This window comes from Streptomyces sp. NPDC019531 (genome assembly GCF_044903305.1).
Lineage (GTDB): Bacteria > Actinomycetota > Actinomycetes > Streptomycetales > Streptomycetaceae > Streptomyces.
The window spans coordinates 141,770-166,810 of record NZ_JBJDQL010000016.1 but is presented as its reverse complement, the minus strand read 5'-3'; the positions used below and the strand labels follow the sequence as shown (position 1 = coordinate 166,810).

The following is a 25,041-nucleotide window of genomic DNA, read 5'->3' as shown; positions in this document are numbered from 1 at the left end:
CCTAGGTGGGTACAGCTGGGCATGCGGTGACTGCACCCACTCAGGGGCGCGGGGAACTGCGCGACCAGCCCCCACCGGCCCGCAGCCGCAGCGTCCACTACGGTTCACCCCTATGCGCACCATCCTGATCACCGGGCCCGGCGGCAGCGGCCGTACGACCATCGCTGCCGCCACCGCCCTACGCGCCGCAGGCAACGGCACCCGCACCCTGGTGCTGAGCGCCGACCGCACGGACACCCTGGGCACCGTCCTCGGCGTGTCCACCGGCGCGACCCCCACCCGGGTCACGCCCACCCTCACCGCCTGGCGCCCCGACGCCAGCGCCGGTTTCCGGGACGATCTGGCCGGGTTCCAGGAGCGTGCCTCCAACGTGCTCGACCTCCTCGGTGCCTCCCGCCTGGACCCCGAGGAGGTCACCCCTCTCCCCGGCGCCGAAGAGCTCACCCTCCTCCGGGCCCTGCGCGACGCGGCTCTGGCGGAAGCGCACGAGCTGCTGGTCGTCGATCTCCCGCCGACCCCGCAGGCCCTCGCCCTCCTCTCCCTCCCCGAGCAACTGCGCCGGTACCTGCGCCGGCTCCTCCCGGCCGAGCGCCAGGCCGCCGCCGGCCTGCGTCCCGTCCTCGGAAGGCTCGCCGGCGTCCCGATGCCCTCGGAGTGGCTGTACGAGACCGCCGCCCGCTGGGACACCGAACTCGGCGCGGTCGAGGCCGTCCTCGCCGACCGGCAGGCAGTCGTACGGCTCGTTGCCGAACCCGGCCCGGCCGGCGCCGACGCCGTACGGTCCGCGGGCCTCGCCCTCGCCCTGCGCGGCCTGCGCCCCGACACCCTGGTCGCCAACCGCGTCGTACCGGAGGAGTGGCCCGCCGGACTCGTCGCCCAGCAGCGCAAGGCCCTGGAGGAGTGGCAGGAGTCGTACGACGTCCATGCGGTCCCGCACCTCGGCCACGACCCGCGCGGCACCGACGACCTCACCACCCTCACCGTCCCCGAGGTCAACGACACGACCTCCACCGTCGAGTGGCCCGTCAGGAATCTCCCCCACTCTCGGCTTCGCTCGAGCGGGGGGACCCCCACCGCCGAGGACGGTGTCCTGGTGTGGCACCTCCCGCTGCCCGGCGCCATACGCGACGAGCTGGACCTGATCCGGCGCGGCGACGAACTCGTCGTCACCGCGGGCCAGTTCCGGCGGATCGTCCCGCTGCCCTCCGCCCTGCGCCGCTGCACCGTCGCCGGCGCCGCCCTGCGCGAGGGCGAGCTGCGGATCAGGTTCGCGCCGGACCCGGATCTGTGGCCCCGCACCCCGTGAACCGCGTACGGCCGTTCGGGTAACGTCGTAGGGACGAACCGTAGTCAGGAGTCCGTCATGAGCGAAGAGCTCCCCCCGTCCGACGCCGACGATCACGAGACCGTGGACGCCGTGGACGAGGTACGGGCGACCGACGCCGACGCGTGGGCGACGGCGGTCGCGGAGGACCTCGCGGCGGAGAAGGCCCGCCGTCGCACCCAGTACGGCCCGCCCCCGGGCTCGGCCGCCGAAGAGCTGCGCAAGCTCGTGGACAACGTCGCCGAGAAGTTGTCCGGCCTGCAGTCCCCGCTTCTCGGGGGCATCGCCGGGCCCGCCGCCCAGCAGGTGGTCAAGCAGGTCGTGCAGCAGGCCAAGGCCGCGGTCGAGCCGGTCATCGAGCGCAACCCGGACGTCTTCGACCACCTCGCCGCCGCGGGCGGCGAACTCCTCGCCGCGTACCGCTCCGCGGTCCAGGCACAGGAGCAGCGCTGGAGCCGCCGCGACGACACGATGCGGGACCGGGGCGAGGACCCCGGCCCCGGCGAGCGCATCGACCTGGACTGAAACCCCCTGACGGCAGGGCCTCGGGTACGGTTGGCCGTAGCGGGGCTCGACCGAAACTGAGGGATTCATGGGACTCACCATCGGCGTCGATATCGGCGGCACGAAGATCGCGGCCGGCGTGGTCGATGAGGAAGGCAACATCCTCTCGACCCACAAGGTGCCGACCCCGGGCACGCCCGAGGGCATCGTGGACGCCATCGCCTCGGCGGTGGAGGGCGCACGCGCCGGTCACGAGATCGTCGGCGTGGGCATCGGTGCCGCCGGTTACGTCAACCGCCAGCGCTCGGAGGTCTACTTCGCGCCCAACATCCTCTGGCGCAACGAGCCGCTGAAGGAGAAGGTCGAGGCCCGTGTGGGTCTCCCCGTCGTCGTGGAGAACGACGCCAACGCGGCCGCGTGGGGCGAGTACAAGTTCGGCGCCGGCAAGGGCCACCGCAACGTCATCTGCATCACGCTCGGCACCGGCCTCGGCGGCGGCATCATCATCGGCAACAAGCTGCGCCGCGGCCACTTCGGTGTGGCGGCCGAGTTCGGCCACATCCGCATGGTCCCGGACGGCCTCCTGTGCGGCTGCGGCTCGCAGGGCTGCTGGGAGCAGTACGCCTCCGGCCGTGCCCTGGTGAGGTACGCCAAGCAGCGCGCCAACGCCACCCCGGAGAACGCCGAGATCCTGCTGGGCCTGGGCGACGGTTCCCCGGACGGCATCGAGGGCAAGCACATCTCCATGGCCGCCCGCCAGGGTGACCCGGTCGCCGTCGACTCCTACCGCGAGCTCGCCCGCTGGGCCGGCGCCGGCCTCGCCGACCTCGCCTCCCTCTTCGACCCCTCCGCGTTCATCGTCGGCGGCGGCCTCTCCGACGAGGGCGAACTGGTCCTCGACCCGATCCGCAAGTCCTACAAGCGCTGGCTGGTGGGCGGCAACTGGCGCCCGGTCGCCGACGTCATCGCGGCCCAACTGGGCAACAAGGCAGGCCTGGTGGGCGCGGCGGACCTGGCGAGAGAACCCGACCCGATCATGTAATCGGGCATGAGGTGGATCTACCCAGGGGTGCGGGGAACTGCGCGACCAGCCACGGCGTACCGGTAGTCGCACACGATCCCCGCACCCCTCCCCCTTGGGCGTAAGTTGATCCACATGGTTCTGGTCAAAGTCCTGAGCTACAACATCCGCTCGATGCGCGACGACACAGACACTCTCGCCCGAGTCATCAGCGCCTGCGAACCAGATCTCGTACTGATCCAAGAAGCCCCCCGCTTCTTCCGCTGGCGCAAGAAACTCGCGAGGCTGGCATCGGCCTCAGGACTGGTCGTCCTGACCGGCGGCGGCACCGCAGCGGGCCCCGCGATCCTCTGCCATCTCCGCGCCACCGTGGAACGCACCGAGGACGTCCTCCTCCCCCTCACCCCCGGCCTGCACCGCCGAGGCTTCGCCACCGCCGTCGTACGACTCGGCGAGGCCAGGCTCGGCGTACTGAGCTGTCACCTGTCGTTGCAGAAGGACGAGCGCTACGACCAGGCAGGCGCGCTCCTCGACCGCCTCGCCGGCATGGGCGTGGACCACGCCGTCGCGGGCGGCGACCTCAACGACCGCCCGGGCGGCTCCGCCTTCGAGCGCATCGCGGCCAACCTCCAGGACTGCTGGGTGACCAGCCCCACCGGCGGGGAACACACCTGGACCCGCACCGAACCCCATCGGCGCATCGACGCGATCTTCGCCACGAAGGGCATCGAGGTACTCGGCTGCGGAGTCCCCACGGACCTCCCCGGGGTCACCGAGACCGACCTGAGGGCGGCCACCGACCATCTGCCGGTCCTGGCCACACTCGGCATCCCCGCGAACTGAACTACTAGACCACGGCACCCCGGCCGGGATCGCCGTCGTCCTCGTCGTCCGCCCGCATCCGCGTCACCAGCGTGACGAAACCACCCAGGAACCCGCCGATCCCCACCGTGGCCAGCCACCACGTCATCTCCCAGCCGAGCAGCACCGAGACCAGCAGCACGAGCGGCCCGCCCAGCACCCCCAGCCACGCGAACTTCGCGGTGGTGTCGGCGGCCGGGAGCGGAGGCGGCTCCGGCGGCACGAAGTGCCCCTCGTCGTCCTCCGCGAAGTCCTCCTCGGACGGTTCGGGCGCGCTGTAGTCGCGCGGTCCGACGCCGGGCGCGAAGGAGACGGAACCGCCCAGCGGCTTGGCCGGCTTCTCGTCCTGCTTCGGCTTGGGCTCCGCCTTCTCCGTGGCCGCCGGCTCGTCGTTCGTCTCGGTCTCAAGCAGCGCGAGATCCTCGACCGACTTGAACGGCTTCGTGCCCGGCGGGTCCGACGGCTCCTCGCCGTACCCGGCGACGATGGCCGCCCAGGCGGCGTCCTCGTCGAACGGGACGTCCTGCTCGTCCGGCTCGTGGCCCTCGTGGCCCTCGCGGCCTTCACGGTCGGAGTCGTGCTCAGCCACGGGCGGCCGTCCCTTCACTGCCGATGCCGGTGGTGAGCCGGCCGATGAACGCGAGGCTCTCGTCGAAAATCCGCTCCGCGTCATGGTCCAACGTCGCCACGTGGTAGCTCTGTTCCAGCACGATCTCTGTTACGTCCGTCGAGGACACCCGGCTCAGCACGCGCGCGGAGTCGGCCGCCGGCACCACATGGTCCTGGGCGCTGCGCAGCACCAGCAGCGGCTGGGTGACCTGCGGCAGTTCGCCGTCGACCTGCCGGAAGAAGGTCCGCAGGGAGTGCGCAGCGTGCAGCGGTACCTTGTCGTACCCCAGCTCGACGCTGCCTTCCTTGGCGATGTCGCTGGCGATCCCCGGGGCCGTGCGGACGAAGTGACGGGCCACCGGAAGGGCGTACGGCGCGAGGCCGTGCATACGGTTCGCCGGGTTCACGACCACGACCCCACTGACCGCGTCCCCCTGCTTGGCGGCCAGCCTGAGGGCCAGGGTGCCGCCCATCGAAAGCCCCGCCACGAACACGGAGGTGCAGCGCTCGCTCAGGGCGCGCAGCTCACGGTCCACCTCGGCGTACCAGTCGTGCCAGCCGGTGAGTGCCATGTCCTGCCAGCGGGTGCCGTGCCCGGGCAGCAGCGGCAGCGAGACCGTGAGGCCCTGCTCGGCGAGGCGCTGGGCCCAGGGCCGCAGCGACTGGGGGGAACCGGTGAAGCCGTGGCAGAGAAGGACACCGGCCTCCCCGCCCTCATGGCGGAACGGCTCGGCTCCGGGGAGGACCGGCACCTAGGTCTCCTGTTCATGAAAGAAGCGTGAGCAAGTCCAGGTGTGGTTCACCGTACGCGACCGCACTGACACCGACCAGGGCCGTCGGGCTGTTTGCCAGGTCCCCGGGTTAAGGTCTGAGCCACGGAAACAGGAGGCAGTCGGTTGTTGTACGGCACGATGAAGGTCGCCATCGGAGGGCCGCTGAAGGTCGCCTTCAGACCCTGGGTGGAAGGCCTCGACAACATTCCCGCCGAAGGCCCCGCCATCCTGGCGAGCAACCACCTGTCGTTCTCCGACTCCTTCTTCCTGCCCGCGGTCCTCGACCGCAAGGTCACCTTCATCGCGAAGGCCGAGTACTTCACGACGCCCGGAGTCAAGGGCCGCCTCACGGCCGCCTTCTTCAAGGGCGTCGGCCAGCTCCCGGTGGACCGCTCCGGCGCGCGCGGTGCCGGGGAGGCGGCGGTGAAGAGCGGCCTCGACGTCCTGGAACGCGGCGAGCTGTTCGGCATCTACCCCGAGGGCACCCGCTCGCCCGACGGCCGCCTCTACCGCGGCAAGCCGGGCGGCCTCGCGCGCGTGGCGCTCGCCAGCGGCGCCCCGGTCATCCCCGTCGCCATGATCGACACCGAGAAGATCCAGCCGCCGGGCAAGGTGATGCCCAAGCTGATGCGCCCGGGCATCCGCATCGGCGAGCCCCTGGACTTCAGCCGCTACCAGGGCATGGAGCACGACCGTTTCGTCCTGCGCGCGGTGACCGACGAGGTCATGTACGAGATCATGAAGCTCTCCGGCCAGGAGTACGTCGACATCTACGCGACCGCCGCCAAGCGGCAGATCTCGGACGCGGCCAAGGCCGAGAAGGCGGCCAAGGCCGCTGTCGCGAAGGCCGGCAAGGGCAAGCCCCAGCAGCCGGCGTCCTAGGATCCTGGGACACGGCAGTCGAGCCGGGGGTGGGAGAGATGGCCAAACAGGTACGCGTCATGCGCATGTCGGTCGAGCAGCCGCTGTGGCGTGCCCTGACCGGGTACCGCGTGCTCACCATGCTGTACGCGGTCGGGCTCTTCGCCACCGAGTACGACGAGTTCGACCGGCCCGGCATCGCCATCGCCTACTACGTCGTCCTGTGCGTCTGGACGCTCGCCACACTGCCCCGCGTCCAGAACGCGGCCGCGTGCACCAAGCGTTTCCTCGCCGTCGACCTCAGCATCGCGATCACCGGGATCGTCCTGACCCCGCTGGTCGTCAACGACCACCACATCGACAGCGGCGGCCCCACCCTGCCGTCGATATGGACCGCGGGATCGGTCCTCGCGTTCGCCATCAAGGGAGGCTGGCGCTGGGCCGCGCTCGCCTCCACGGCGGTCGCGGCCGCCAACCTGTTCGAGCGCGGCCACCCGGCCCGTGACACCGTCCACAACGTGATCCTCGTCTGGGTCGCCTCCATCGCCATCGGCTACGTCGTCGAGGTCGCCCGCGCCTCCGAGCGCACCCTGGCCCGCGCTCTGGAGATCGAGGCGGCGACCCGGGAGCGGGAGCGCCTCGCCCGGGACATCCACGACAGCGTCCTCCAGGTGCTCGCCATGGTGCAGCGCCGGGGCGCGGTCATGGGCGGCGAGGCGGCCGAGCTGGGCCGGATGGCCGGCGAGCAGGAGGTGGCGCTGCGCACGCTGGTCTCCGGCGGCCTGACGTCCGTCTCCCGGGTGTCGCGGGACGCGGCGCAGGGGGCGGTCGTACACGTGGTCGACGACGAGCCAGACGACGAGTCGGTCGACGGGTCGCTCGACCTGCGCGCACTCCTCGCCCCTTACGCCTCGGCGAAGGTCTCCCTCGTCGAGCCCGGCGCCCCCGTCCCGCTGCCCCCGCCCGCCGCGCGCGAGCTGGCCGCGGCCGTCGGGGCCGCCCTGGACAACGTGCACCGGCACGCGGGCGAGCACGCGCGCGCGTGGATCCTCGTCGAGGACGAACCCGACGAGGTGATCGTGACCGTACGGGACGACGGACCCGGCATCCCGGAGGGGCGGCTCGCCCAGGCCGAGGGCGAGGGGCGGCTCGGGGTGGCCCTGTCGATCCGGGGCCGGCTGCGTGAACTCGGTGGCAGCGCCGAGCTGATATCGCCTCCGGGCCAGGGCACGGAAGTCGAGCTGAAGGTACCGAAGGTCTCCCGGGGGAAGGCAGGACAGCGATGAGCGACAAGGGCCCGATCAAGGTGATGGTGGTCGACGACCACCCCATGTGGCGCGACGCGGTCGCCCGGGACCTGGCCGAGTCCGGCTTCGACGTGGTCGCCACCGCGGGCGACGGCGACCAGGCCGTACGCCGGGCCAAGGCCGCGGGCCCCGACGTGCTGGTCCTCGATCTGAACCTCCCGGTGAAGCCCGGCGTCCAGGTCTGCAAGGAACTCGTCGGCCACAACCCGGCCCTGCGCGTTCTCGTGCTGTCCGCGAGCGGCGAGCACGCCGACGTACTGGAGGCCGTGAAGTCCGGCGCGACCGGCTATCTGCTGAAGTCGGCGTCGACAGGGGAACTCCTGGACGCGGTCCGCCGCACGGCCGTCGGCGACCCCGTCTTCACGCCGGGCCTCGCCGGCCTGGTCCTCGGCGAGTACCGTCGCCTCGCCACCGACCCCGCGCCCACCACAGACCCCGACCGGCCCAAGGCCCCGCAGCTCACCGACCGCGAGACCGAGGTGCTGCGCCTTGTCGCCAAGGGCCTGAGCTACAAGCAGATCGCCGAGCGCCTGGTCATCTCCCACCGCACGGTCCAGAACCACGTCCAGAACACGCTCGGAAAGCTGCAACTCCACAACAGGGTGGAACTGGTTCGGTACGCGATCGAACGAGGCCTCGACGACGAGTGAGGCGCGCGTCACACTGACCCTTCGTCAGGCACCTGCGGCGAAGGGATCTGTCCATGCGCGTCGGAGTACTGACCGGAGGCGGCGACTGCCCCGGCCTCAACGCCGTCATCCGGGCCATCGTCCGCAAGGGCGTTCAGGAGTACGGCTATGACTTCACCGGCTTCCGGGACGGCTGGCGGGGTCCACTGGAGGACGCCACCGTGCGTCTCGACATCCCGGCCGTGCGCGGCATCCTGCCCCGTGGCGGCACCATCCTCGGCTCCTCGCGCACCAACCCGCTGAAGCAGGAGGACGGCATTCGCCGTATCCAGGAGAACCTGGCCGAGCGGGAGGTCGACGCACTCATCGTGATCGGCGGCGAGGACACCCTCGGCGTCGCCGCGACCCTGTCCAACGAGCATGGCGTGCCCTGCGTGGGCGTGCCGAAGACCATCGACAACGACCTCTCGGCCACCGACTACACCTTCGGCTTCGACACCGCGGTCGGTATCGCGACGGAGGCCATCGACCGGCTGCACACCACCGCGGAGTCCCATATGCGGGTCCTGGTCTGCGAGGTGATGGGCCGCCATGCCGGCTGGATCGCCCTGCACTCCGGCCTCGCGGGCGGCGCCAACGTCATCCTCATCCCCGAGCAGCGCTTCGACGTCGACCAGGTGTGCGCCTGGATCACCTCCCGCTTCAAGGCCTCGTACGCCCCGATCGTGGTCGTCGCCGAGGGCGCCATGCCGAAGGACGGCGACATGGTCCTCAAGGACGAGTCGCTCGACTCCTTCGGACACGTGCGGCTGTCCGGGGTGGGGGAGTGGCTGGCCAAGCAGATCGAGAAGCGGACCGGCAAGGAGGCCCGCACGACCGTGCTCGGGCACATCCAGCGCGGCGGCACCCCCAGCGCCTTCGACCGCTGGCTCGCCACCCGCTTCGGCCTGCACGCCATCGACGCCGTCCGCGACGGCGACTTCGGCAAGATGGTCGCCCTGCGCGGCACGGACATCGTGCGGGTGCCGATAGCGGAGGCGACGGCACAGCTGAAGACGGTGGATCCAAAGCTGTACGAGGAGGTGGGGGTCTTCTTCGGCTGAGGCTGGGCTGCACTGTTGGCGCCGGTCGGGCATCACAGCCCGTCCGGCCTGCCGCTGATGCCGGAGACCACCCACCTCCTCGACGCCACCGCCCTCAAGGCCATGAAGGACGACGCGATACCGCGCGAGGGCCGCTTCTCTCGACTACACGGCGGGCCGCCGTTCCGAGAACGTGCTGGTACCCCGCAGCTGACCCACCAATTCCCGTAGGACGGCGGCGCCGTTCAGCGTCAGGACCGACTCCGGGTGGAACTGGACCCCGGCAAAGCCCGGCCCGCGCAGGGCGTGCACCTCGTGTGTGCCGCTCCGGCTCACCTCGACGTCGTGCGCGGCCAGCTCCCGGGCGGCCTCGTCGTCGCAGCGCGCCACGAAGCTGTTGTAGAAGCCGACGGTCTCCGGCCGCCCGAACAGGTCGACGGTCGTCTGCGCCCCCTGGTACGGCACTTCCTTCCGTACGATCCCCAGCCCCAGCTCGGCCGCGATCAGCTCATGGCCCAGGCAGACGCCGAGGACGCCGTGCCCGTGGTTGCGGATCACTTCGGCGGTCAGGGTGCGCAGGAACCGCATCTTGGGATCTTGAAGATCGGACGGGTCACCGGGACCGGGGCCGAGCACGACGAGCCCCTCGTGCGCGAGCACGGCCTCCTTCAGCCCCGGTTCGTCGTAGCGCCGAACGGTCACGTCCAGCCCGCCCGAGCGCAGCACATGCGCGAGCATCGAGGTGAAGGTGTCCTCGCCGTCGACCACGAGGGCGTGCCCTTCGAGGTCGTACGACCGCTCCTGCATCCGGAGCCAGAACGGGGCGAGGGAGGTGCGGCGCCCGTCGAGCGCGGCACGCACGCGTGGGTCGTCGGCGAGACTCACGCGCGCGTGCTCCGCGCGGGGCCGGGACGGCCGTACGCCGAGCGCCGTCAGCACCCCCGCCGCCTTCGCGTGGGTCTCGGCCACCTCGCTCGCCGGGTCCGAGCCGCGCACGAGCGTCGCGCCGACCGGGACCCTCAGGCGGCCGTCGGCGGAGATGTCCGCGGTGCGGATGAGGATGGGGGAGTCCAACGTCTGCGCCCCGCCGGAGTCCCGGCCGAGCAGGGCCAGCGCACCGGCGTAGTAGCCGCGCCCCCCGACCTCGTGCCGCTCGATGACCCGGCAGGCGTTCTGCACGGGCGAACCGGTGACGGTCGCCGCGAACATGGTCTCCTTCAGGACCTCCCGCACGTCCAGCGAGGACTTCCCGCGCAGTTCGTACTCGGTGTGCGCGAGGTGCGCCATCTCCTTCAGCCGGGGCCCGACCACCACCCCGCCCATGTCGCCGACCGTGCACATCATCTTGAGCTCCTCGTCGACGACCATCGACAGCTCCTCGATCTCCTTGCCGTCGGCGAGGAAGTCGAGCAGGTGCTCGGGGGTGGGCCCTTCGGCCGCGTAGCGGTACGTCCCGCTGATCGGGTTCATGACGACGGTCCCGCCGGACATCCTGACGTGCACCTCGGGGCTCGCGCCGACGAGTGTGCGCTCCCCGGTGTGGACGACGAAGGTCCAGTACGCGCCCCGTTCGCCCACCAGGAGCCGCCGGAACAGCGCGAGGGCGTCCGCGCGGGAGAATCCCGGGATCTCACCTTCGTACGTCCGCCGGATCACGAAGTTGGCGCCCTCGCCGCGTCCGATCTCCTCGTGCAGCACGCGGCCGACGATCTCGGAGTACTCCTCGTCGGCCACGTCGAAGCCGCCGCGCTCGACGCGGACGTCATGGGAGGGGAGCTGTTCCAGCGCTTCGGCGAGGGGGATGCCGTACGTCTCCTCGGCGGTCAGCACCGCCAGTGGTGTGCCGTCGTCCCTGACGTCGAAGCCGCGCTCGCGGATCTGCCGGTAGGGGAGGAGCGCGAGCCCCTGGTCGGGCAGGTCGGCGAGGCGGTCGTAGGTACTGATGGGGCCGAGGAGCAGCTCCACCGTGCTCTCGTCGTGGCCGGGGGTGCGGCGGCGGATCAGTGCGAACGGACGGTCGTCGCCCAGCAGGCGGGTCAGGTCCATGGTTCCTCAACTCTCGATGAATCGATGTCGGTGAGGAACGGCCCCGGAAACGCCGAAGGCCGCCCCTCGGGCGGCCTTCGCGAAGTCTTGCGTACGCGCAGTCAGTGGGCCGCCGGATGAGCGGTCCACCACCAGTTCTGGGTCGAGTGCGCGAACATGGCGCGGATCTTACACGTTTTTCCTTCACAGGAATGACTCAGACTTCTCCTTGACGTGCTCATGATCCTCTCGTGAGGCTTGGGGCCTCACGGGTGAAGGGGGACTCATGAAGCGCATCCGGTCATCCTGCGTCACCGCGGTCGTCCTGGCGCTGGGCCTGTCGGGCCTACAGCCGGTGATCGCTCAGGCCGCGCCGAGGCAGACCACCTCGGTCGCGGACGCGGAGAAATCCGTCACGACCGTCGACCGCACCGAGTTACGGGCCGGCGCCCGGCTCGACACCAGACCCGTCGACCCCCAGGGCAGACCCCTCGCCGCCGCCAAGGCCGCGAAGGTCGACTGGCCCGAGGCCGGCGAGGACACCGTCACCGTCGGCACCAAGCCGGCCCGCGCCGCCGGCACCGCCGTGTCGGTCACCGCGCCCCGCAGCCGTGGCGCCGCTCCCGACACCGTCGACATCACGGCGTACGGCAACGGCAAGGCCCGCCAACTCGGCGGCCACGCCACGGCGTTCACCCTCGAAGCCGCACAGCCCGCCGACCGGGTCGGCGTCCGCGTCGACACCTCCGGCTTCCGCCAGGCCTTCGGCGCCGACTTCGAGACCCGGCTGCGCCTGATCGCCAAGCCCGCCTGCGCGCTGACCACTCCGCGCGCCGCGAAGTGCGAGCAGAGCGCGCCGGTCAAGAGCCGCATCGACCTCACCACGCACACCCTCTCCGCCGAGGTGGCCGCCGACCCGGACACGGTGTTCGTGGTCGCCGCCGCGCCCAACGGCGAGACCGGATCGGCCACCGCCACCACGCTCGCCTCGTCCAGCAAGTGGCAGGTCGGCCTCAACTCCGGTGACTTCTCCTGGTCGTTGCCGCTCCCGCAGGTCCCGGCGATCGCGGGCGACGCCCCCGACATCAGCCTCGGCTACTCGTCGCAGGCCGTCGACGGCATGGTCGCCGCCGAGAACAACCAGCCGTCCTGGGTCGGCCAGGGCTGGGACCTCGCCCTGCCCTACATCGAGCGCCGCTACAACGGCTGCGCCGACGACGGCGGTGACACCGGTGACCTGTGCTGGGCGGGCGACGAATACCGCATCTCCCTCCAGGGCACCTCGTCCTCGCTGGTCAAGGACACGGCCGCGGGCGGCGACAGCTGGCGCGCCCAGGAGGACCCGGGCTGGCGCATCCAGCGGAAGACCGGCGCGGACAACGGTGACGACAACGGCGAGTACTGGCTGGTGACCACCCCGCAGGGCACCCAGTACACCTTCGGCCGCGGCAAGCAGGCCACCACCTCAGCCGCCACCGACTCCGTCTACACCGTCCCCGTCTTCGGCGACGACGAGGGCGAGCCCTGCCACACGGGCAGCGTCGAGGACTCGTACTGCACTCAGGCATGGCGCTGGAACCTCGACGGGGTCGTGGACGCGCACGGCAACTCCAACACCTACTTCTACGAGCAGGAGACCAACCGCTACGCCCGCAACGGCGACCCCGACAAGTCGACCTCGTACGTCCGCGGCGGCCACCTCAAGGACATCGTCTACTCGCAGCGTTCCGGCGCCGAGGACCAACAGGCCCCGGCACGGCTGCACTTCACGACCGGCCTGCGCTGCGTCGAGGCCGCCGACGGCAGCGGAGACTGCCCGGCCTTCGACGCCGACCACGCGACCTCCTACCCGGACGCCCCGCTCGACTCCCTGTGCGCGAGCGGCGACTGCACGGGCGAGGACCAGAAGTCGCCGACGTTCTTCACCAGTGCGCTGCTCCGCTCCGTCACCGCCCAGCGGTTGGGCGCCGACGGCGGCTGGACGGACGTCGACCGGCTCGACTTCACCTACGACTACCCCGAGCCCTCCGACGGCACCAGCGCCATGCTGTGGCTGACCAAGGTCCAGCAGACCGGCCTCGCCGGTGACGGCGAACTCAAGCTGCCCGCCGTCGAGTTCACCGGCAAGGAGTACGCCAACCGCGCCGACGCGGCTCCGGAGGAGGGCGCGCCCGAGATGCGCAAGCTGCGCATCAGCGAGTTCGTCGACGAGCTGGGCCGCCGTGTCGACGTGACCTACGGCCAGCCGAACCCGTGCCCGGTCGACGACCTGCCCGAGGGCCGCTTCGACTCCAACACCCAGGACTGCTTCCCGGGTTGGCGCACCAACGGCGAGTCGTCCGGCTTCGGCGTCTGGCACAAGTACCTCACCACCAAGGTCACCGTCCGTGACAACGGCGGGGGTTCACCCCCGCAGACCACCGAGTACCGCTACCGCTCCACCCCCGCCTGGCACCACGACGACGACCCGGTCACCAAGGCCGAGCGCCGCTCCTGGAGCGACTGGCGCGGCTACGGCAGCGTGGACGTCGCCAAGATGACCGACCCGGAGTACCGCGGCGAGGACACCTCCCGCGCCGCCCAGATCACCCGCACCCTGCACTTCCGCGGCATGGACGGCGACTCCCGGGCCGACGGCTCCCACAAGTCCGTCGAGGTCACCGACTCCCAGGGCAACTCCCTCAAGGACCTGCCCTACTTGCGCGGCAAGGAGCGGGAGAGTCAACAGTTCCAGGTGAGTTCGTCCGGCGCGATCGACCACGAGCTCGGCGGCACCCTGCACGGTTACACCTCCGCCCGCACCACCCCGGCGAAGGAGGGCGAGACCGACCCGGACAACGACGCCCACCAGGTCGTCGAGAACGAGTCGATCACCCGCGAGACGGTCACCGCCGACGCCGGCGAGCGCAGCACGCGTACGACCTCCCTGAAGACCACCTACGACACCTACGGCCAGGTCACCGAGGTCCTCGACACGGCCGGTGACGACGTGCGCTGCACGAAAACGACGTACGACCGCTCGGCCGCCACCGTCGACAACTGGATGCTCGCCTTCCCGTACCGCGTGCGCGCCTACTCCGGCACCTGCGCGGACCCCAAGGCGCTGATCAACGGCAAGGACCAGTACTACGACGGCTCCGAACAGCTCGGCGCCGCGGTCACCAAGGGCGACATCACACGCTCGGTCGCGGCGGAGACGGCGAGCGGCCCCGACACGGTCTCCCGCACCGTCACCACGTCGGCGACCTTCGACGCCTACGGCCGCACGGTCACCGAGACCGACGGGCGCGGCAACACCGACCGCACCGCCTACGCACCGGCCACCGGCCGCCCGGCCACGGTCACCGAGACCAACGCCCTCGGCCAGAGCGAGGTCACGACCCTCGAACCCGACCGCCAGCTGCCGGTCGCGGTCAAGGACGCCAACGGCAACACCAAGCGGAACGCCTACGACCAGCTCGGCCGGATCGTCTCCGTCCACGAGGCCGACCAGACCGACGCCGACCCGCCCGCGCAGCGGTACGCCTACGACCTCGACCCGGAGCACCGGCGGCCTCCGCTGGTGACCACCCGCCAACTCCAGTCCGGCGACACCTACTTGACCAACTTCAAGTACCTGGACTCACTCGGCCGCGACCGGCAGAGTCAGGAGGTCTCGCCCGCCTCGACCGACGACGACAAGAAGACCGTCGTCATCGACACCCGCTACGACGACATCGGCAACATCGCCGCCGAGTCGCTGCCCGTGGTCGTCGCCGGGGCGGCGGGCGGTGCCCTGCTGTCCGTCCCCGCCGACCAGGTCGACGAGACCCGGCGCTCCTACGACTCCATGAGCCGCGTCATCCGCTCCGCCCGCTATGGCGACGGCAAGGAGCTGTGGGCGACGAACATCGTCTACTACGGCGACCACGTCCGCTCCACCCCGCCGCCCGGCGGCACCGTCACCACCGTGTGGACCGACGCCCGCAGCCGCCAGGTCCGCCAGCAGGAGGGCACCGACGCCCAGCAGGCGACCGTGTACACCTACACCCCGGGCGACCAGGTCGCCTCGGTGACCGACCCCGCCGGCCATGTGTCCGCCAGCACCTACGACCTGCTCGGCCGCCGCGTCACGGGCGACGACCCGGACGCCGGCACGTCCCGCACGGAGTACGACGCCAACGGCAACGCGACGGCCGTCTGGGACGCCAAGGCCGGTGACAGCCCGTCGCTGCGGACCGAGTACGACGAGCTGGACCGCCCGGTGACCCGCTACAACGGCACCGAGAAGACGGCGAGTTGGACCTACGACTCCGCCGACGTCCCCAACGGCGTCGGCCAGCCCGCGTCGATGACCACCCACCGCGACGGCAAGGACTACACGATCGCCGTCGACGGCTACGACAAGCGGGGCCGAGCCACCGGCCGCACCTGGACCTTCCCGGCCGGCCTCGGCGGGGCCCTGCACCAGCCGTCGTACAGCGTGAACTACGGATACGACGACGCCGACCACACGGTGAGCATCGAGTACCAGGACGCCGTGATCGGCGCCCCGCGCGAGAAGATCACCACGACCTACGACGCCCAGGGCAATCCGGACACCCTCACCGGTGTCCAGAAGGACCCGCTGACCGGCAAGGACGTCACGGTCCCGTACGTCTCCGCCACCGGCTTCGCCGCCGACGGCAAACTCGCCTCCCGCGACTACGCCAACCCGCACCACGACCTGCGGCGCGTGTACGGGTACGAGAGCGACAGCCAGCGCCTGTCCCGCGTCCAGACCCTGACGACCGGCCTCACCGGCGACCAGGAGGCCAGGCAGGACGACACCTACGCCTGGGACCAGGCGGGCAACCTCACCTCGATCACCGACAAAACCGGCCACAAGGACGTCGCCAGCTGCTTCACCTACGACGGCCTCGCCCGTCTCCAGCACGCCTGGACGACATACGAGACCGACTGCTCCGACAGTGACTCCGAGCTCACCCACGACGGCCCGGCCGGCTTCAACCAGTCCTGGACCTACACCGCCGACGGCAACATCGCCTCCCGTCGGAGCCTCCTGGACACCGACACCTACACCTACGGCGACAGCGAGCACCCGCACGCCGTCACCAAGCAGGGTGCGAGCACGTACGAGTACGACGACAACGGCGCCCTGAAGAAGAAGACCGACGGGCTCGTCCCGACGACGTACGACTGGAACGCCAACCAGGAGCTGACCCGGGTCACCAAGGCCCTGCTGGAGAAGACCGACTTCGTCTACGCCCCCGACGGCACCCGCATGGCGCGGATCAGCCCCGGCGGCATCGCCACCCTCTACATCGAGGGCCAGGAGATCACCGTCGCCCTCGGCATCTCCAAGGGCACCCGCTTCTACACCGAGGACGGCATCACCGTCGCCGCCCGGCAGCCGACCGGGGTGCTTGTCTGGCAGCTGAACGACATCCAGGGCTCGGCGCAGGTCGCGGTCGTGGCGGGCACCTCGGTCGCGACCCGGACGTACTACAACCCGTACGGGGACATCCGGCACGGCTCCGCCCCACCACCGACGGACCACGGCTTCCTCGGCAAGGTCCAGGACCCGACCACCGGTCTGAACGCCCTGGGCGCCCGCTACTACGACGCCTCGCTCGGCCGTTTCATCTCCACCGACCCGGCCGTCGACAGCTCCTCCACCCAGTCCCTCAACCCGTACGCCTACGGCAGCAACAACCCGGTCGTCTATGTCGACCCGACCGGCCTGTGGTCGCTGTCCGGCGTGTGGAACTCCGTCAAGGAAGGCGCTTCCGCCGCCTGGGACTGGGCCAAGGAGAACAAGGGCCTGATCGCGGACGTCGCCGTCGGTATCGGCGTCGGCATCGCGGTGGGCGCGCTCTGCTCCACCGGCGTGGGCTGTCTCGTCGTCGCCGGGGTCGCCGCCGGTGCGGCGGGTGCCGCCGCCGGATACGGGGTCGACGTCGCCGAGGGCAAGACCGACTTCTCGCTCGGCGGACTCGCCACCCGGGTCGGCATCGGTGCCGCCGCGGGCGTCCTCGGCGGGGCCATCGGCAAGGGCGTCGCGGCCGTCGCACCGAAGGTCGTCGGCGCCGTCGCCAAGACCGCCGTAGGAAAGGCCGTCGCCTCCGGCAGCTCCAAGGCCGCCTCCGCCATCACCGGCAAGGCCGCCACCGCCGGGCGGGCCATCGCCAACTCCCGGGCCGGTGCCAAGCTCGCGGAGGTCGGCAAGGCGGCAGCCGACAGAATCAAGGCGGTCGCCGGACGGGGCGCGCCCAAGGGTGAGACCGTCGACATCCCGCTCACCAAGGCGACCACCCAGGCCGAGATCGACGCCATCCACGAGTACGCCAAGCTCACCAACCAGTGGCTGGCCAAGAACGGGCCCAAGGTCATCCAGAGCACCGCAGGCCAGCTCCGCACCGACGCCAACGCGCTGGCCCGCGCCGAACGACTGCGGGCGGCCCGCGCCGGAAGCCCGTACACCGGCCAGGCCGGACACGTCCCCGACACGGCGATCTCCGGCACCGCCACCCCGCCCGCCGGCTGGCTCGACATGCCCGGCAAGTCCAACAGCATCGCGGGTGGTGTACTGGGCTCCCGGGTCGGAGTACTGCTCCGAGGATTCACGGTCAACGGAGGACCGCCACTGTGATGCCGCACGCCGCGGAACTCCCGCCGCTCGCCGACCACATCGGGCCCCGGCCCGAGCCGTCGGCGGCGGCGGGAACGCCCGCCGAGCACTTTCCGGAAGCCCACCTCGAACTCCTGTACAGGCTCAACGGATTCACCGTCCACCACGGCGCGTTCCGGCTCCTGGGCCTAGGCCATCCGGTGGCCGCGCTCGATGTCGTCGCCTGGAACGCGCCCGACACCTGGCGCTTCGCCTGGGACCACCGGATCGACGATTTCGTGATCTTCGGCGAGACCGCCTTCGGCGACTCCTACGCCTACCGCCGCCTCCCCGGCGGCGGCCTGGCGCCCGAGGTCCACTTCCTGGAGGGCGTGCTGCTCCGCCCCGAGGTGATCGCCCCGAGCTTCGAGGCGTTCCTCGCGGACGAGCTGCTGCGCAATGCCAAGGAGCCCTACGACCATCTCGTCGTCGCCGCGGTCAACCGTCTCGGCCCGATCGCGCCCGACCAGCACTGGGCGTACGTCCCCTCCGTCGCCCTGGGCGGCGAGGAGGACGTGGAGAACATCACCGTGCTGCCGGCGGCGGTCGCCATGACCTTCGCCGGCGACATCGCCACCGCGATGCAGGGCGCCGACCGGGACGCCACGGGCGTGCAGCCGTACACGGACGAGCGGGGGCGTCCCCGGCTCCGGGTGCTCTTCGACCGCTGACCTGTACGGGGTCGCCGAGGGTGATCCCGTACGAGCGGAATGCGTCTCACTTGATGAGCAGATGAATGGACCCCGGACACGACCACGTAATGTTTACGGGGTGACCGTGAACGCTAAGACCAGCTCCAGCGCTGGCAACACCTGGCGAGACCTGCCCGCGGCGCAGCAGCCCGAGTACCCCGACACCGAGGCTCTGCGCGCAGTGATCGCGGACCTCGAGTCGTATCCGCCACTCGTCTTCGCGGGCGAGTGCGACCAGCTGCGCGCCCGGATGGCGGCCGTCGCCAAGGGAGAGGCGTTCCTCCTCCAGGGCGGCGACTGCGCCGAGGCCTTCGACGCCGTGTCCGCGGACCACATCCGCAACAAGCTCAAGACCCTGCTCCAGATGGGCGCCGTGCTGACGTACGCCGCCTCGGTGCCGGTCGTGAAGGTCGGCCGTATCGCAGGCCAGTACTCCAAGCCCCGCTCCAAGGGCACCGAGACCCGCGACGGCGTGACCCTGCCGACCTACCGCGGCGACTCGGTCAACGGCTTCGAGTTCAACGAGAAGGCCCGCATCCCGGACCCCGAGCGCCTGAAGCGGATGTACAACGCCTCCGCCTCCACGCTCAACCTGGTGCGCGCCTTCACCACCGGCGGCTACGCCGACCTGCGCCAGGTGCACGCCTGGAACCAGGACTTCGTGAAGTCGTCCCCCTCCGGCCAGCGCTACGAGCAGCTGGCCCGCGAGATCGACAACGCGCTGAACTTCATGCGGGCCTGCGGCACCGACCCGGAGGAGTTCAAGACCGTCGAGTTCTACTCCTCGCACGAGGCGCTGCTGCTCGACTACGAGTCCGCGCTCACCCGCGTCGACTCCCGCACCGGGCAGCTGTACGACGTCTCCGCGCACATGGTGTGGATCGGCGAGCGCACTCGGCAGCTGGACCACGCGCACATCGAGTTCGCCTCGCAGATCCGCAACCCGGTCGGCGTCAAGCTCGGCCCGACGACCACGGCCGAGGAGGCGCTCCAGTACATCGAGCGCCTGGACCCCGACCGCGAGCCGGGCCGGCTGACCTTCATCGTCCGCATGGGCGCCGACAAGGTCCGCGACAAGCTGCCCGAGCTGGTCGAGAAGGTCTCCGCCTCCGGCGCGACCGTGGCCTGGATCACCGACCCGATGCACGGCAACACCTACGAGGCGGCCTCCGGCCACAAGACCCGCCGCTTCGACGACGTGCTCGACGAGGTCAAGGGCTTCTTCGAGGTCCACAAGGGCCTCGGCACCCACCCGGGCGGCATCCACGTGGAGCTCACCGGCGACGACGTCACCGAGTGCGTGGGCGGCGGCGACGAGATCTTCGTCGACGACCTGCACCAGCGCTACGAGACGGCCTGCGACCCGCGACTGAACCGCAGCCAGTCGCTCGACCTGGCGTTCCTCGTGGCGGAGATGTACAGGGACCAGTGACGGTTGTGCCTGTTACGCGCAGGTGAAGTGGGGCGTGGATCACATACGATCCACGCCCCACACCACTTTTATGGCTCCTGCGAGCCGGGTAAGGTTAGGTTAGCCTCACCGATCAAGGGGACCTTCGGGCAATCGGTACGGCACCACTTATCGATCCCGGCGGGAGGTGAACCGCGTGTACGTCTGCAGTTGCTTCGGCATCACCGAGCAGCAGGTGAGGAAGCACGCGGAAGGCGGCGCCTGCACCCCCCGCCAGATCGCGTCCGCCTGCAAGGCGGGTACGGACTGCGGTTCCTGTGTACGGCGCATCCAGGCCCTGCTGGGTCGCGGCGCCTGCCCCCGGCGTGAACTCGTCGAGCAGGGGGAGTCCGTCCTGGCGGAACTGGACGAGGCCGCCTAGCTCTCCGGCTGCTCGATCAGCTGCGCGATGTAGAGCGCCTCGCCGAGCTTCTCCAGCAGCTCCAGCTGGGTGTCGAGATAGTCGATGTGGTGCTCCTCGTCCTCAAGGATCGACTCGAAGATGTTCGCCGACGTGATGTCGCCCTTCGTGCGCATGACCTCGATACCGCGCTTGAGTCGGTCGATCGCCTCGACCTCGACCTGCCGGTCGGCCTCGAACATCTCCTTGACGGTCTGGCCCACGCGCACGTGGAACAGCCGCTGGTAGTTCGGCAGCCCTTCGAGGAAGAGGATGCGGTCGGTGAGCACCTCGGCGTGCTTCATCTCGTCGAACGACTCGTGCCGCGTGTACTTCGCGAGCTTCGTCCAGCCGAAGTTCTCCTGCATCTTCGCGTGCAGGAAGTACTGGTTGATCGCGGTGAGCTCGCCCGTGAGCTGCTCGTTGAGGAATTCGATGACCTCGGGGTCGCCCTGCATCGCAGAGGCTCCTTCCAACCGTGGGGAACTGGCAGGTTGCGCCGCATCCTTACACCGGCGAAGAAGATCGTCCAGTAAGTCTTCACTTAGTAAGTAAGGGCATGCTTAGTTCTAATTGCCCGATTTGGGTAGGGGTTGGTCCTGCGCACTGCCCCAGGTCTGTCAGGATGGAGACATGGGTCAGCCGGAGCAGCGCGAGAGCGGAGAAGCGGCGCACTCCGAGCTTCCGCCGGGGCAGCGGCTGCAGCGCGGCTGGCCGGTCACGCACTACGGCCCGGTCCCCAAGTTCCGGCCCGAGCGCTGGGAGTTCCGGGTCTTCGGTGCCACCGCGGACGGTGAGAAACACTGCTGGAACCACGAGGAGTTCGCGGCTCTGCCGTACACCACCGTCGTGGGCGACCTGCACTGCGTGACGAAGTTCAGCATGCTCGGCGCCGAGTGGGGCGGCATCGGCGCCCGTACGATCCTGGAGATCGCCCCGCCCGCGCCGACGGTCACCCATGTGATGGTCTGGGCCGAGTACGGCTTCAGCTCCAACCTCCGCCTCGCGGACTTCGCGTCCGAGCGCACGATCTTCGCCACCCACAAGGACGGCGAACTGCTCACCGCCGAGCACGGCTTCCCGCTCCGCCTCGTCGTCCCCCATCTGTACGCGTGGAAGGGGCCCAAATGGGTCCGCGGCGTGGAGTACATGACCGCCGACCGCCGGGGCTTCTGGGAGGAGCGCGGCTATCACAACGTCGGCGATCCCTGGCGGGAGCAGCGCTACTCCTATCAGGAGGGGCCGGAGGACGGGCCTGAGCTGTGAGCCCGTTCAGTGGCCGTGGTGCTGATGGACCACGGCGTGCCCCTTGCCCCGGCCGATCATCCACTTGTTCACCGGCACCGTGACGACGAACGCGATGACCAGCGAGATCGTCAGCGACGCCCAGAACAGCAGGTCGGCGAGTTCCGCGTCCATCGCGTCCGGCCACAGCGCGATCACGCCGTTGTCGATCAGCTCCATCACCGCGATCGACAGGGTGTCCGCGGCCAGCGCCACCCGCAGCGCCGCCCGAAGGCCCATGCCGGCCTTCAGGACCCCGCGCAGGGTGAAGGAGTAGCCGAAGAAGAAGGCCAGGACGATCGCGAGGGCGGTCGTGGGTACGTTCCCCCAGCCGAGGGCGGTCCCGACGACCATGCCGAGCACCTCGCCGATGGCGCAGCCGGTGAGGCAGTGGAGGGTGGCCTGGATCGCGGTGGTCCAGCCTGATGCCTGGTGCTGCACGAGTGCCCCCAATGTCAGGTGACGGTTCCTGCACTGAGGGGAACCGTATACCCCCTGGGGGTATTCCTCAACGGTGTCACGCGTCCCGGAGTTTCTTCAGCCGCTCCACGTCCGTGGCGTGCCCTTCCTTGCCGCCGGGGGTCTCGATGATCAGCGGTACGCCCTCCGTGGCGGGGTGGTTCATCAGGGCGCGGAACGGGTCCTCGCCGATGTGGCCGGAGCCGATGTTCTCGTGGCGGTCCTTGTGCGCGCCGACCACGTCCTTGGAGTCGTTGGCGTGGATCAGCTTCAGCCTGCCCTCGCCGACGGTGTCCACCAGCAGATCCAGCGTCTGGTGCATACCGCTCGGACCGGTCAGGTCGTGGCCGGCCGCGAAGACATGGCAGGTGTCCAGGCAGACGCCCAGCTTCGGATGGGCGTCCAGGGCCTCGAAGTACGGGCCGAAGTCCCAGGTACGGGAACAGAGGGAGGCGCCCTGGCCGGCGGTCGACTCCAGGAGCAGCCAGGGGTCGTCGTCGTGGGTGAGCTCGTCGAGCAGCGGCAGCATGTACTCCCGCACCTGCTTCAGGGCCACGGAACGGTCCCGGCCGCCGGTCGCGCTGCCGGTGTGCACGACGACACCGAGCGCGCCGATCTCACGTCCGCGCCTGAGGGAGTGCCGCAGCGACTCCACCGACTTCTCCACCGTCGCCTCGGTGTGCGAGCCGAAGTTGATCAGGTACGGGGCATGGACGTACGCCGGGATCGTCTCCTTTGCGCAGGCCTCGCGGAACGCCTCGTCCTGGCGGGGATTTCCGGCGGGGGTGGCCCAGCCGCGCGGGTTGGCCACGAAGACCTGCACGGTCTCGGCGTTCAGGTCACGGGCGTAGGACAGGCCCACGGAGTTCAGGCCGCCGGCCACGGGGACATGGCCGCCGACGGGGTTGCGCTGAGTCGTCACCGGTCAAGGGTGCCATTGCCCGCGGCGCTTGTGCGGGGCGCCTACGGATGTGCCTCGGTCCGCCGTCTTGCGGGGGGTGGCGACGTCGGGGCTGGTCGCGCAGTTCCCCGCGCCCCTGCCGGGCGCGTCCGGTGCACCTGGCCCGGCACCCCGCGGAGCGTTTGTCAGCGAATGGTGATCGTGATCGTCGACCCCTTCGGCGCGGTGTCCCCGCCCTTCACGGACTGCTTCTTGACCGTGTCGCCGAACAGCCCCAGCAACCCGCGGTCCTCGTCGACCTGGAACCCGGCGCCCTCCAGCGCGGCCTTCGCGTCCTCGACGCTGTCGCCCCTGACGTCCGGGACCTCGATCATCTCGGGGCCCTTGGAGATCGTGAGGGTGACGGTGTCGCCGTCGGCGGCCTCGCTGCCGGCCTTCAGGCTCTGCCGGGCCACCTGGCCCTGGTCGTACTCGGAGTTGACCTGCTGGGCGGCGACGATCACCTTCAGGCCGGACTCCGCCAGCTCCGCCCGCGCGTCCTCCAGATCCGCGCCGGTGACGTCCGGGACCTCGACCGGGCTGCCCTTGCTGACGGTGAGCGCGATCGCCGAACCGGCCCGCAGCGTGGTGCCGCCGACCGGGTCTGTGCTGATCACCATGCCCTTCGGGACGTCGTCGCTGAACTCACGGGTGACCATGCCGGGCTGGAGCCCCTCCGCCTTCAACCGGGTCCTTGCCGTGCCCAGCTCGTACCCGTCCACGTCGGGCACCTTCACCGTCTGCGGGCCCTTGGAGACGGTGATCGACACGGAGTCGTTGTCCCGTATGCGGGTGCCGACCCCCGGGTCCGTGCTGATGACGGCGCCGCGCTTCACGGTGTCGCTGTAGGCGTAGGTGACCTTGCCGGTCTCCAGACCGGCCTCGTCCAGCCGGTCTCTCGCCTGGGCCTCGGTCTTCGCCAGGAGGGCCGGGACCCGGGTGAACTGGCCGGAGTTGATGTACCAGACGCCCGCGCCGAGGCCGAGGGCCAGCAGGACCGCGGCGACGATCAGGAGCGGGCCGCGCCGGGAGCCGCCGGAGGAGCGGCCGCGCCGGGACGGCGGAGGCGGCGGGGTCTCCAGAAGGCTGGTGCGGTGATACCCCGGCTCGGGCTCGTCCTCGTTGACCGGCAGGAGGCGCGGCACCGTCAGGGAACGCGGGATCACGCTCGTACGGTTGTCGGCGCCCGCGTGCTCCACGGAGAGCGCCTGCGGCGGCACCATGTCCAGTTGGTCCGCGCTCAGCCTGCCGCGCGCCTCGCGGGTCTGCGCGAGGAGCGCCACGGCGTCGTACGGACGCAGGTCCGGGGTGCGGGCGGTGGCCGACGCCACCAGCTCGTCCAGTTCGTACGGCAGCCCCGGGACCACGGCCGACGGGGGCGGGACGTCCTCGTGAAGGTGCTTGTAGAGGACGATCGCGGGGGAGTCGCCTTCGTGCGGCTGGTTGCCGGTCAGCATCTCGTACAGGACGACACCGCACGCGTACACGTCGACGCGGGCGTCGGCGGCGCCGGGCCGATCGATCTGCTCGGGTGAGAGATAGGACACCGTGCCGAGGACGGCTCCGGTGGTGCTGGTCACGTTGTTCACGGACCGTACGAGACCGAAGTCGGCGACCTTCACCCGGCCGTCGTCCCCTATCAGGACGTTCTCCGGCTTCATGTCCCGGTGCACGAACCCGGCGCGGTGCGCGGCGCCGAGCGCGGCGAGGACCGGCTCCAGGATGTCCAGGGCGGCGCGCGGCTGCAGGGCCCCGCGCTCGCGCAGTACGTCGCGCAGGGTGCAGCCGGCGACGTACTCCATGGCCAGATAGACATACGACCCGTCGGTGCCCTGGTCGAAGACCTGCACCACGTTGGGGTGGGCGAGCCGGGCGACGGACTTGGCCTCCCGGATGAACCGCTCGACGAAGGTCCCGTCCGCCGCGAGCGCGGGGTGCATCACCTTGAGCGCGAGCACGCGGTCCAGACGGGTGTCCAGGGCCCGGTAGACCGTGGCCATCCCGCCGACCGCGATCCGCGCGTCCACGCGGTAGCGGCCGTCGAGCACCTGCCCGACCAGCGGGTCCTGAAGGGTCGTATCCACGCAGGTGAGTGTACGAGCCGCTGCTGACAGTCCATCCGGTTCGGCGGACATAGGGGCGCTACTGGAGCCGAGCTGTGACGGAGGTCG

At 70.6% G+C, this 25,041-nt stretch carries 21 protein-coding genes; 13 read left to right on the top strand and 8 right to left on the bottom strand.

The features are described 5' to 3' along the window. Positions 1 to 112 precede the first annotated feature (112 nt). From ACI2L1_RS20810 to ACI2L1_RS20795, 4 genes are all read left to right on the top strand, one after another. A complete protein-coding gene (locus ACI2L1_RS20810) occupies positions 113 to 1,306 on the top strand; it encodes an ArsA family ATPase (protein WP_404740808.1) in 1,194 nt (397 codons plus the stop codon). Positions 1,307 to 1,363: 57 nt separating this feature from the next. Next, positions 1,364 to 1,849 (top strand): DUF5304 domain-containing protein, encoded by a 486-nt coding sequence (locus tag ACI2L1_RS20805; protein ID WP_404740807.1) that lies wholly within the window; start codon positions 1,364 to 1,366, stop codon positions 1,847 to 1,849. 67 nt (positions 1,850 to 1,916) lie between these two features. Beyond that, positions 1,917 to 2,870 (top strand): ROK family glucokinase, encoded by a 954-nt coding sequence (locus ACI2L1_RS20800; RefSeq protein WP_404740806.1) that lies wholly within the window; start codon positions 1,917 to 1,919, stop codon positions 2,868 to 2,870. A gap of 114 nt (positions 2,871 to 2,984) precedes the next feature. Continuing rightward, positions 2,985 to 3,692: an endonuclease/exonuclease/phosphatase family protein gene (locus tag ACI2L1_RS20795; protein ID WP_404740805.1), complete on the top strand. Its 708-nt coding sequence runs from the start codon at positions 2,985 to 2,987 to the stop codon at positions 3,690 to 3,692. Positions 3,693 to 3,696: 4 nt separating this feature from the next. Here the strand turns inward: ACI2L1_RS20795 and ACI2L1_RS20790 are convergent, their stop codons facing one another. Together ACI2L1_RS20790 and ACI2L1_RS20785 are read right to left on the bottom strand one after the other, a co-directional pair. Then, positions 3,697 to 4,299, bottom strand: a complete 603-nt coding sequence (locus ACI2L1_RS20790; protein ID WP_404740804.1) for a hypothetical protein — start codon at positions 4,297 to 4,299, stop codon at positions 3,697 to 3,699. Next, complete coding sequence (locus ACI2L1_RS20785) at positions 4,292 to 5,071, bottom strand: alpha/beta hydrolase (protein ID WP_404740803.1); 780 nt, start codon at positions 5,069 to 5,071, stop codon at positions 4,292 to 4,294. The genes ACI2L1_RS20790 and ACI2L1_RS20785 overlap by 8 nt, the downstream gene beginning before the upstream one ends. A gap of 144 nt (positions 5,072 to 5,215) precedes the next feature. On the opposite strand from ACI2L1_RS20785, the gene ACI2L1_RS20780 reads away from it, so the two are divergent. The 4 genes from ACI2L1_RS20780 to ACI2L1_RS20765 are packed head-to-tail and all read left to right on the top strand — an operon-like array spanning position 5,216 to position 8,992. Then, complete coding sequence (locus tag ACI2L1_RS20780) at positions 5,216 to 5,974, top strand: lysophospholipid acyltransferase family protein (RefSeq protein WP_404740802.1); 759 nt, start codon at positions 5,216 to 5,218, stop codon at positions 5,972 to 5,974. A 38-nt stretch (positions 5,975 to 6,012) separates the two neighbouring features. Continuing rightward, positions 6,013 to 7,239: a MacS family sensor histidine kinase gene (macS, locus tag ACI2L1_RS20775; protein WP_404740801.1), complete on the top strand. Its 1,227-nt coding sequence runs from the start codon at positions 6,013 to 6,015 to the stop codon at positions 7,237 to 7,239. Beyond that, entirely contained in the window at positions 7,236 to 7,910 is a 675-nt protein-coding gene (locus tag ACI2L1_RS20770) for a response regulator (RefSeq protein ID WP_404740800.1), read from the top strand. The genes macS and ACI2L1_RS20770 overlap by 4 nt, the downstream gene beginning before the upstream one ends. 53 nt (positions 7,911 to 7,963) lie before the next feature. Further along, on the top strand, positions 7,964 to 8,992 hold the full coding sequence (locus tag ACI2L1_RS20765; RefSeq protein WP_404740799.1) for a 6-phosphofructokinase: 1,029 nt from the start codon (positions 7,964 to 7,966) through the stop codon (positions 8,990 to 8,992). A gap of 144 nt (positions 8,993 to 9,136) precedes the next feature. Here ACI2L1_RS20765 and ACI2L1_RS20760 read toward each other — a convergent pair whose 3' ends face one another. Beyond that, positions 9,137 to 11,017, bottom strand: a complete 1,881-nt coding sequence (locus tag ACI2L1_RS20760) for an anthranilate synthase family protein (protein ID WP_404740798.1) — start codon at positions 11,015 to 11,017, stop codon at positions 9,137 to 9,139. A 101-nt stretch (positions 11,018 to 11,118) separates the two neighbouring features. Beyond that, complete coding sequence (locus ACI2L1_RS20755) at positions 11,119 to 11,175, bottom strand: trp operon leader peptide (protein WP_071528813.1); 57 nt, start codon at positions 11,173 to 11,175, stop codon at positions 11,119 to 11,121. A 107-nt stretch (positions 11,176 to 11,282) separates the two neighbouring features. Between ACI2L1_RS20755 and ACI2L1_RS20750 the strand changes: the two genes are divergently transcribed. The 4 genes from ACI2L1_RS20750 (at position 11,283) to ACI2L1_RS20735 (ending at position 20,169) form a co-directional block, all read left to right on the top strand. Further along, a complete protein-coding gene (locus ACI2L1_RS20750) occupies positions 11,283 to 17,627 on the top strand; it encodes an RHS repeat-associated core domain-containing protein (protein ID WP_404740797.1) in 6,345 nt (2,114 codons plus the stop codon). Next, positions 17,627 to 18,316: a T6SS immunity protein Tdi1 domain-containing protein gene (locus ACI2L1_RS20745; RefSeq protein ID WP_404740796.1), complete on the top strand. Its 690-nt coding sequence runs from the start codon at positions 17,627 to 17,629 to the stop codon at positions 18,314 to 18,316. The genes ACI2L1_RS20750 and ACI2L1_RS20745 overlap by 1 nt, the downstream gene beginning before the upstream one ends. A 100-nt stretch (positions 18,317 to 18,416) precedes the next feature. Further along, complete coding sequence (locus ACI2L1_RS20740) at positions 18,417 to 19,769, top strand: class II 3-deoxy-7-phosphoheptulonate synthase (RefSeq protein WP_404740795.1); 1,353 nt, start codon at positions 18,417 to 18,419, stop codon at positions 19,767 to 19,769. A gap of 166 nt (positions 19,770 to 19,935) precedes the next feature. Continuing rightward, positions 19,936 to 20,169, top strand: coding sequence for a bacterioferritin-associated ferredoxin (locus ACI2L1_RS20735; RefSeq protein WP_404740794.1), 234 nt, complete (start codon positions 19,936 to 19,938; stop codon positions 20,167 to 20,169). Here the strand turns inward: ACI2L1_RS20735 and bfr are convergent. Next, positions 20,166 to 20,645 carry a bacterioferritin gene (bfr, locus tag ACI2L1_RS20730; protein ID WP_164427096.1) on the bottom strand — a complete coding sequence of 160 codons (480 nt, stop codon included), beginning with the start codon at positions 20,643 to 20,645 and terminating at the stop codon, positions 20,166 to 20,168. The genes ACI2L1_RS20735 and bfr overlap by 4 nt on opposite strands. Before the next feature lie 175 nt (positions 20,646 to 20,820). Between bfr and ACI2L1_RS20725 the strand changes: the two genes are divergently transcribed. Further along, positions 20,821 to 21,453 carry a sulfite oxidase-like oxidoreductase gene (locus ACI2L1_RS20725; protein WP_404740793.1) on the top strand — a complete coding sequence of 211 codons (633 nt, stop codon included), beginning with the start codon at positions 20,821 to 20,823 and terminating at the stop codon, positions 21,451 to 21,453. Between the two features lie 6 nt (positions 21,454 to 21,459). Here ACI2L1_RS20725 and ACI2L1_RS20720 read toward each other — a convergent pair whose 3' ends face one another. The 3 genes from ACI2L1_RS20720 to pknB form a co-directional block, all read right to left on the bottom strand. Continuing rightward, a complete protein-coding gene (locus ACI2L1_RS20720; protein WP_404740792.1) occupies positions 21,460 to 21,912 on the bottom strand; it encodes a DUF4396 domain-containing protein in 453 nt (150 codons plus the stop codon). A 76-nt stretch (positions 21,913 to 21,988) separates the two neighbouring features. Beyond that, on the bottom strand, positions 21,989 to 22,852 hold the full coding sequence (locus ACI2L1_RS20715; protein WP_404740791.1) for a deoxyribonuclease IV: 864 nt from the start codon (positions 22,850 to 22,852) through the stop codon (positions 21,989 to 21,991). Positions 22,853 to 23,016: 164 nt separating this feature from the next. After that, complete coding sequence (pknB, locus tag ACI2L1_RS20710) at positions 23,017 to 24,954, bottom strand: Stk1 family PASTA domain-containing Ser/Thr kinase (protein ID WP_404740790.1); 1,938 nt, start codon at positions 24,952 to 24,954, stop codon at positions 23,017 to 23,019. Positions 24,955 to 25,041: the final 87 nt, after the last annotated feature.

Bases quoted from the DNA above. Each gene is read 5' to 3' on its own strand.
- ACI2L1_RS20810 (WP_404740808.1), top strand. From the start codon at position 113: ATGCGCACCATCCTGATCACCGGGCCCGGCGGCAGCGGCCGTACGACC.
- ACI2L1_RS20805 (WP_404740807.1), top strand. From the start codon at position 1,364: ATGAGCGAAGAGCTCCCCCCGTCCGACGCCGACGATCACGAGACCGTG.
- ACI2L1_RS20800 (WP_404740806.1), top strand. From the start codon at position 1,917: ATGGGACTCACCATCGGCGTCGATATCGGCGGCACGAAGATCGCGGCC.
- ACI2L1_RS20795 (WP_404740805.1), top strand. From the start codon at position 2,985: ATGGTTCTGGTCAAAGTCCTGAGCTACAACATCCGCTCGATGCGCGAC.
- macS (WP_404740801.1), top strand. From the start codon at position 6,013: ATGGCCAAACAGGTACGCGTCATGCGCATGTCGGTCGAGCAGCCGCTG.
- ACI2L1_RS20770 (WP_404740800.1), top strand. From the start codon at position 7,236: ATGAGCGACAAGGGCCCGATCAAGGTGATGGTGGTCGACGACCACCCC.
- ACI2L1_RS20765 (WP_404740799.1), top strand. From the start codon at position 7,964: ATGCGCGTCGGAGTACTGACCGGAGGCGGCGACTGCCCCGGCCTCAAC.
- ACI2L1_RS20760 (WP_404740798.1), bottom strand. From the start codon at position 11,017: ATGGACCTGACCCGCCTGCTGGGCGACGACCGTCCGTTCGCACTGATC.
- ACI2L1_RS20750 (WP_404740797.1), top strand. From the start codon at position 11,283: ATGAAGCGCATCCGGTCATCCTGCGTCACCGCGGTCGTCCTGGCGCTG.
- ACI2L1_RS20745 (WP_404740796.1), top strand. From the start codon at position 17,627: ATGCCGCACGCCGCGGAACTCCCGCCGCTCGCCGACCACATCGGGCCC.
- bfr (WP_164427096.1), bottom strand. From the start codon at position 20,645: ATGCAGGGCGACCCCGAGGTCATCGAATTCCTCAACGAGCAGCTCACG.
- ACI2L1_RS20725 (WP_404740793.1), top strand. From the start codon at position 20,821: ATGGGTCAGCCGGAGCAGCGCGAGAGCGGAGAAGCGGCGCACTCCGAG.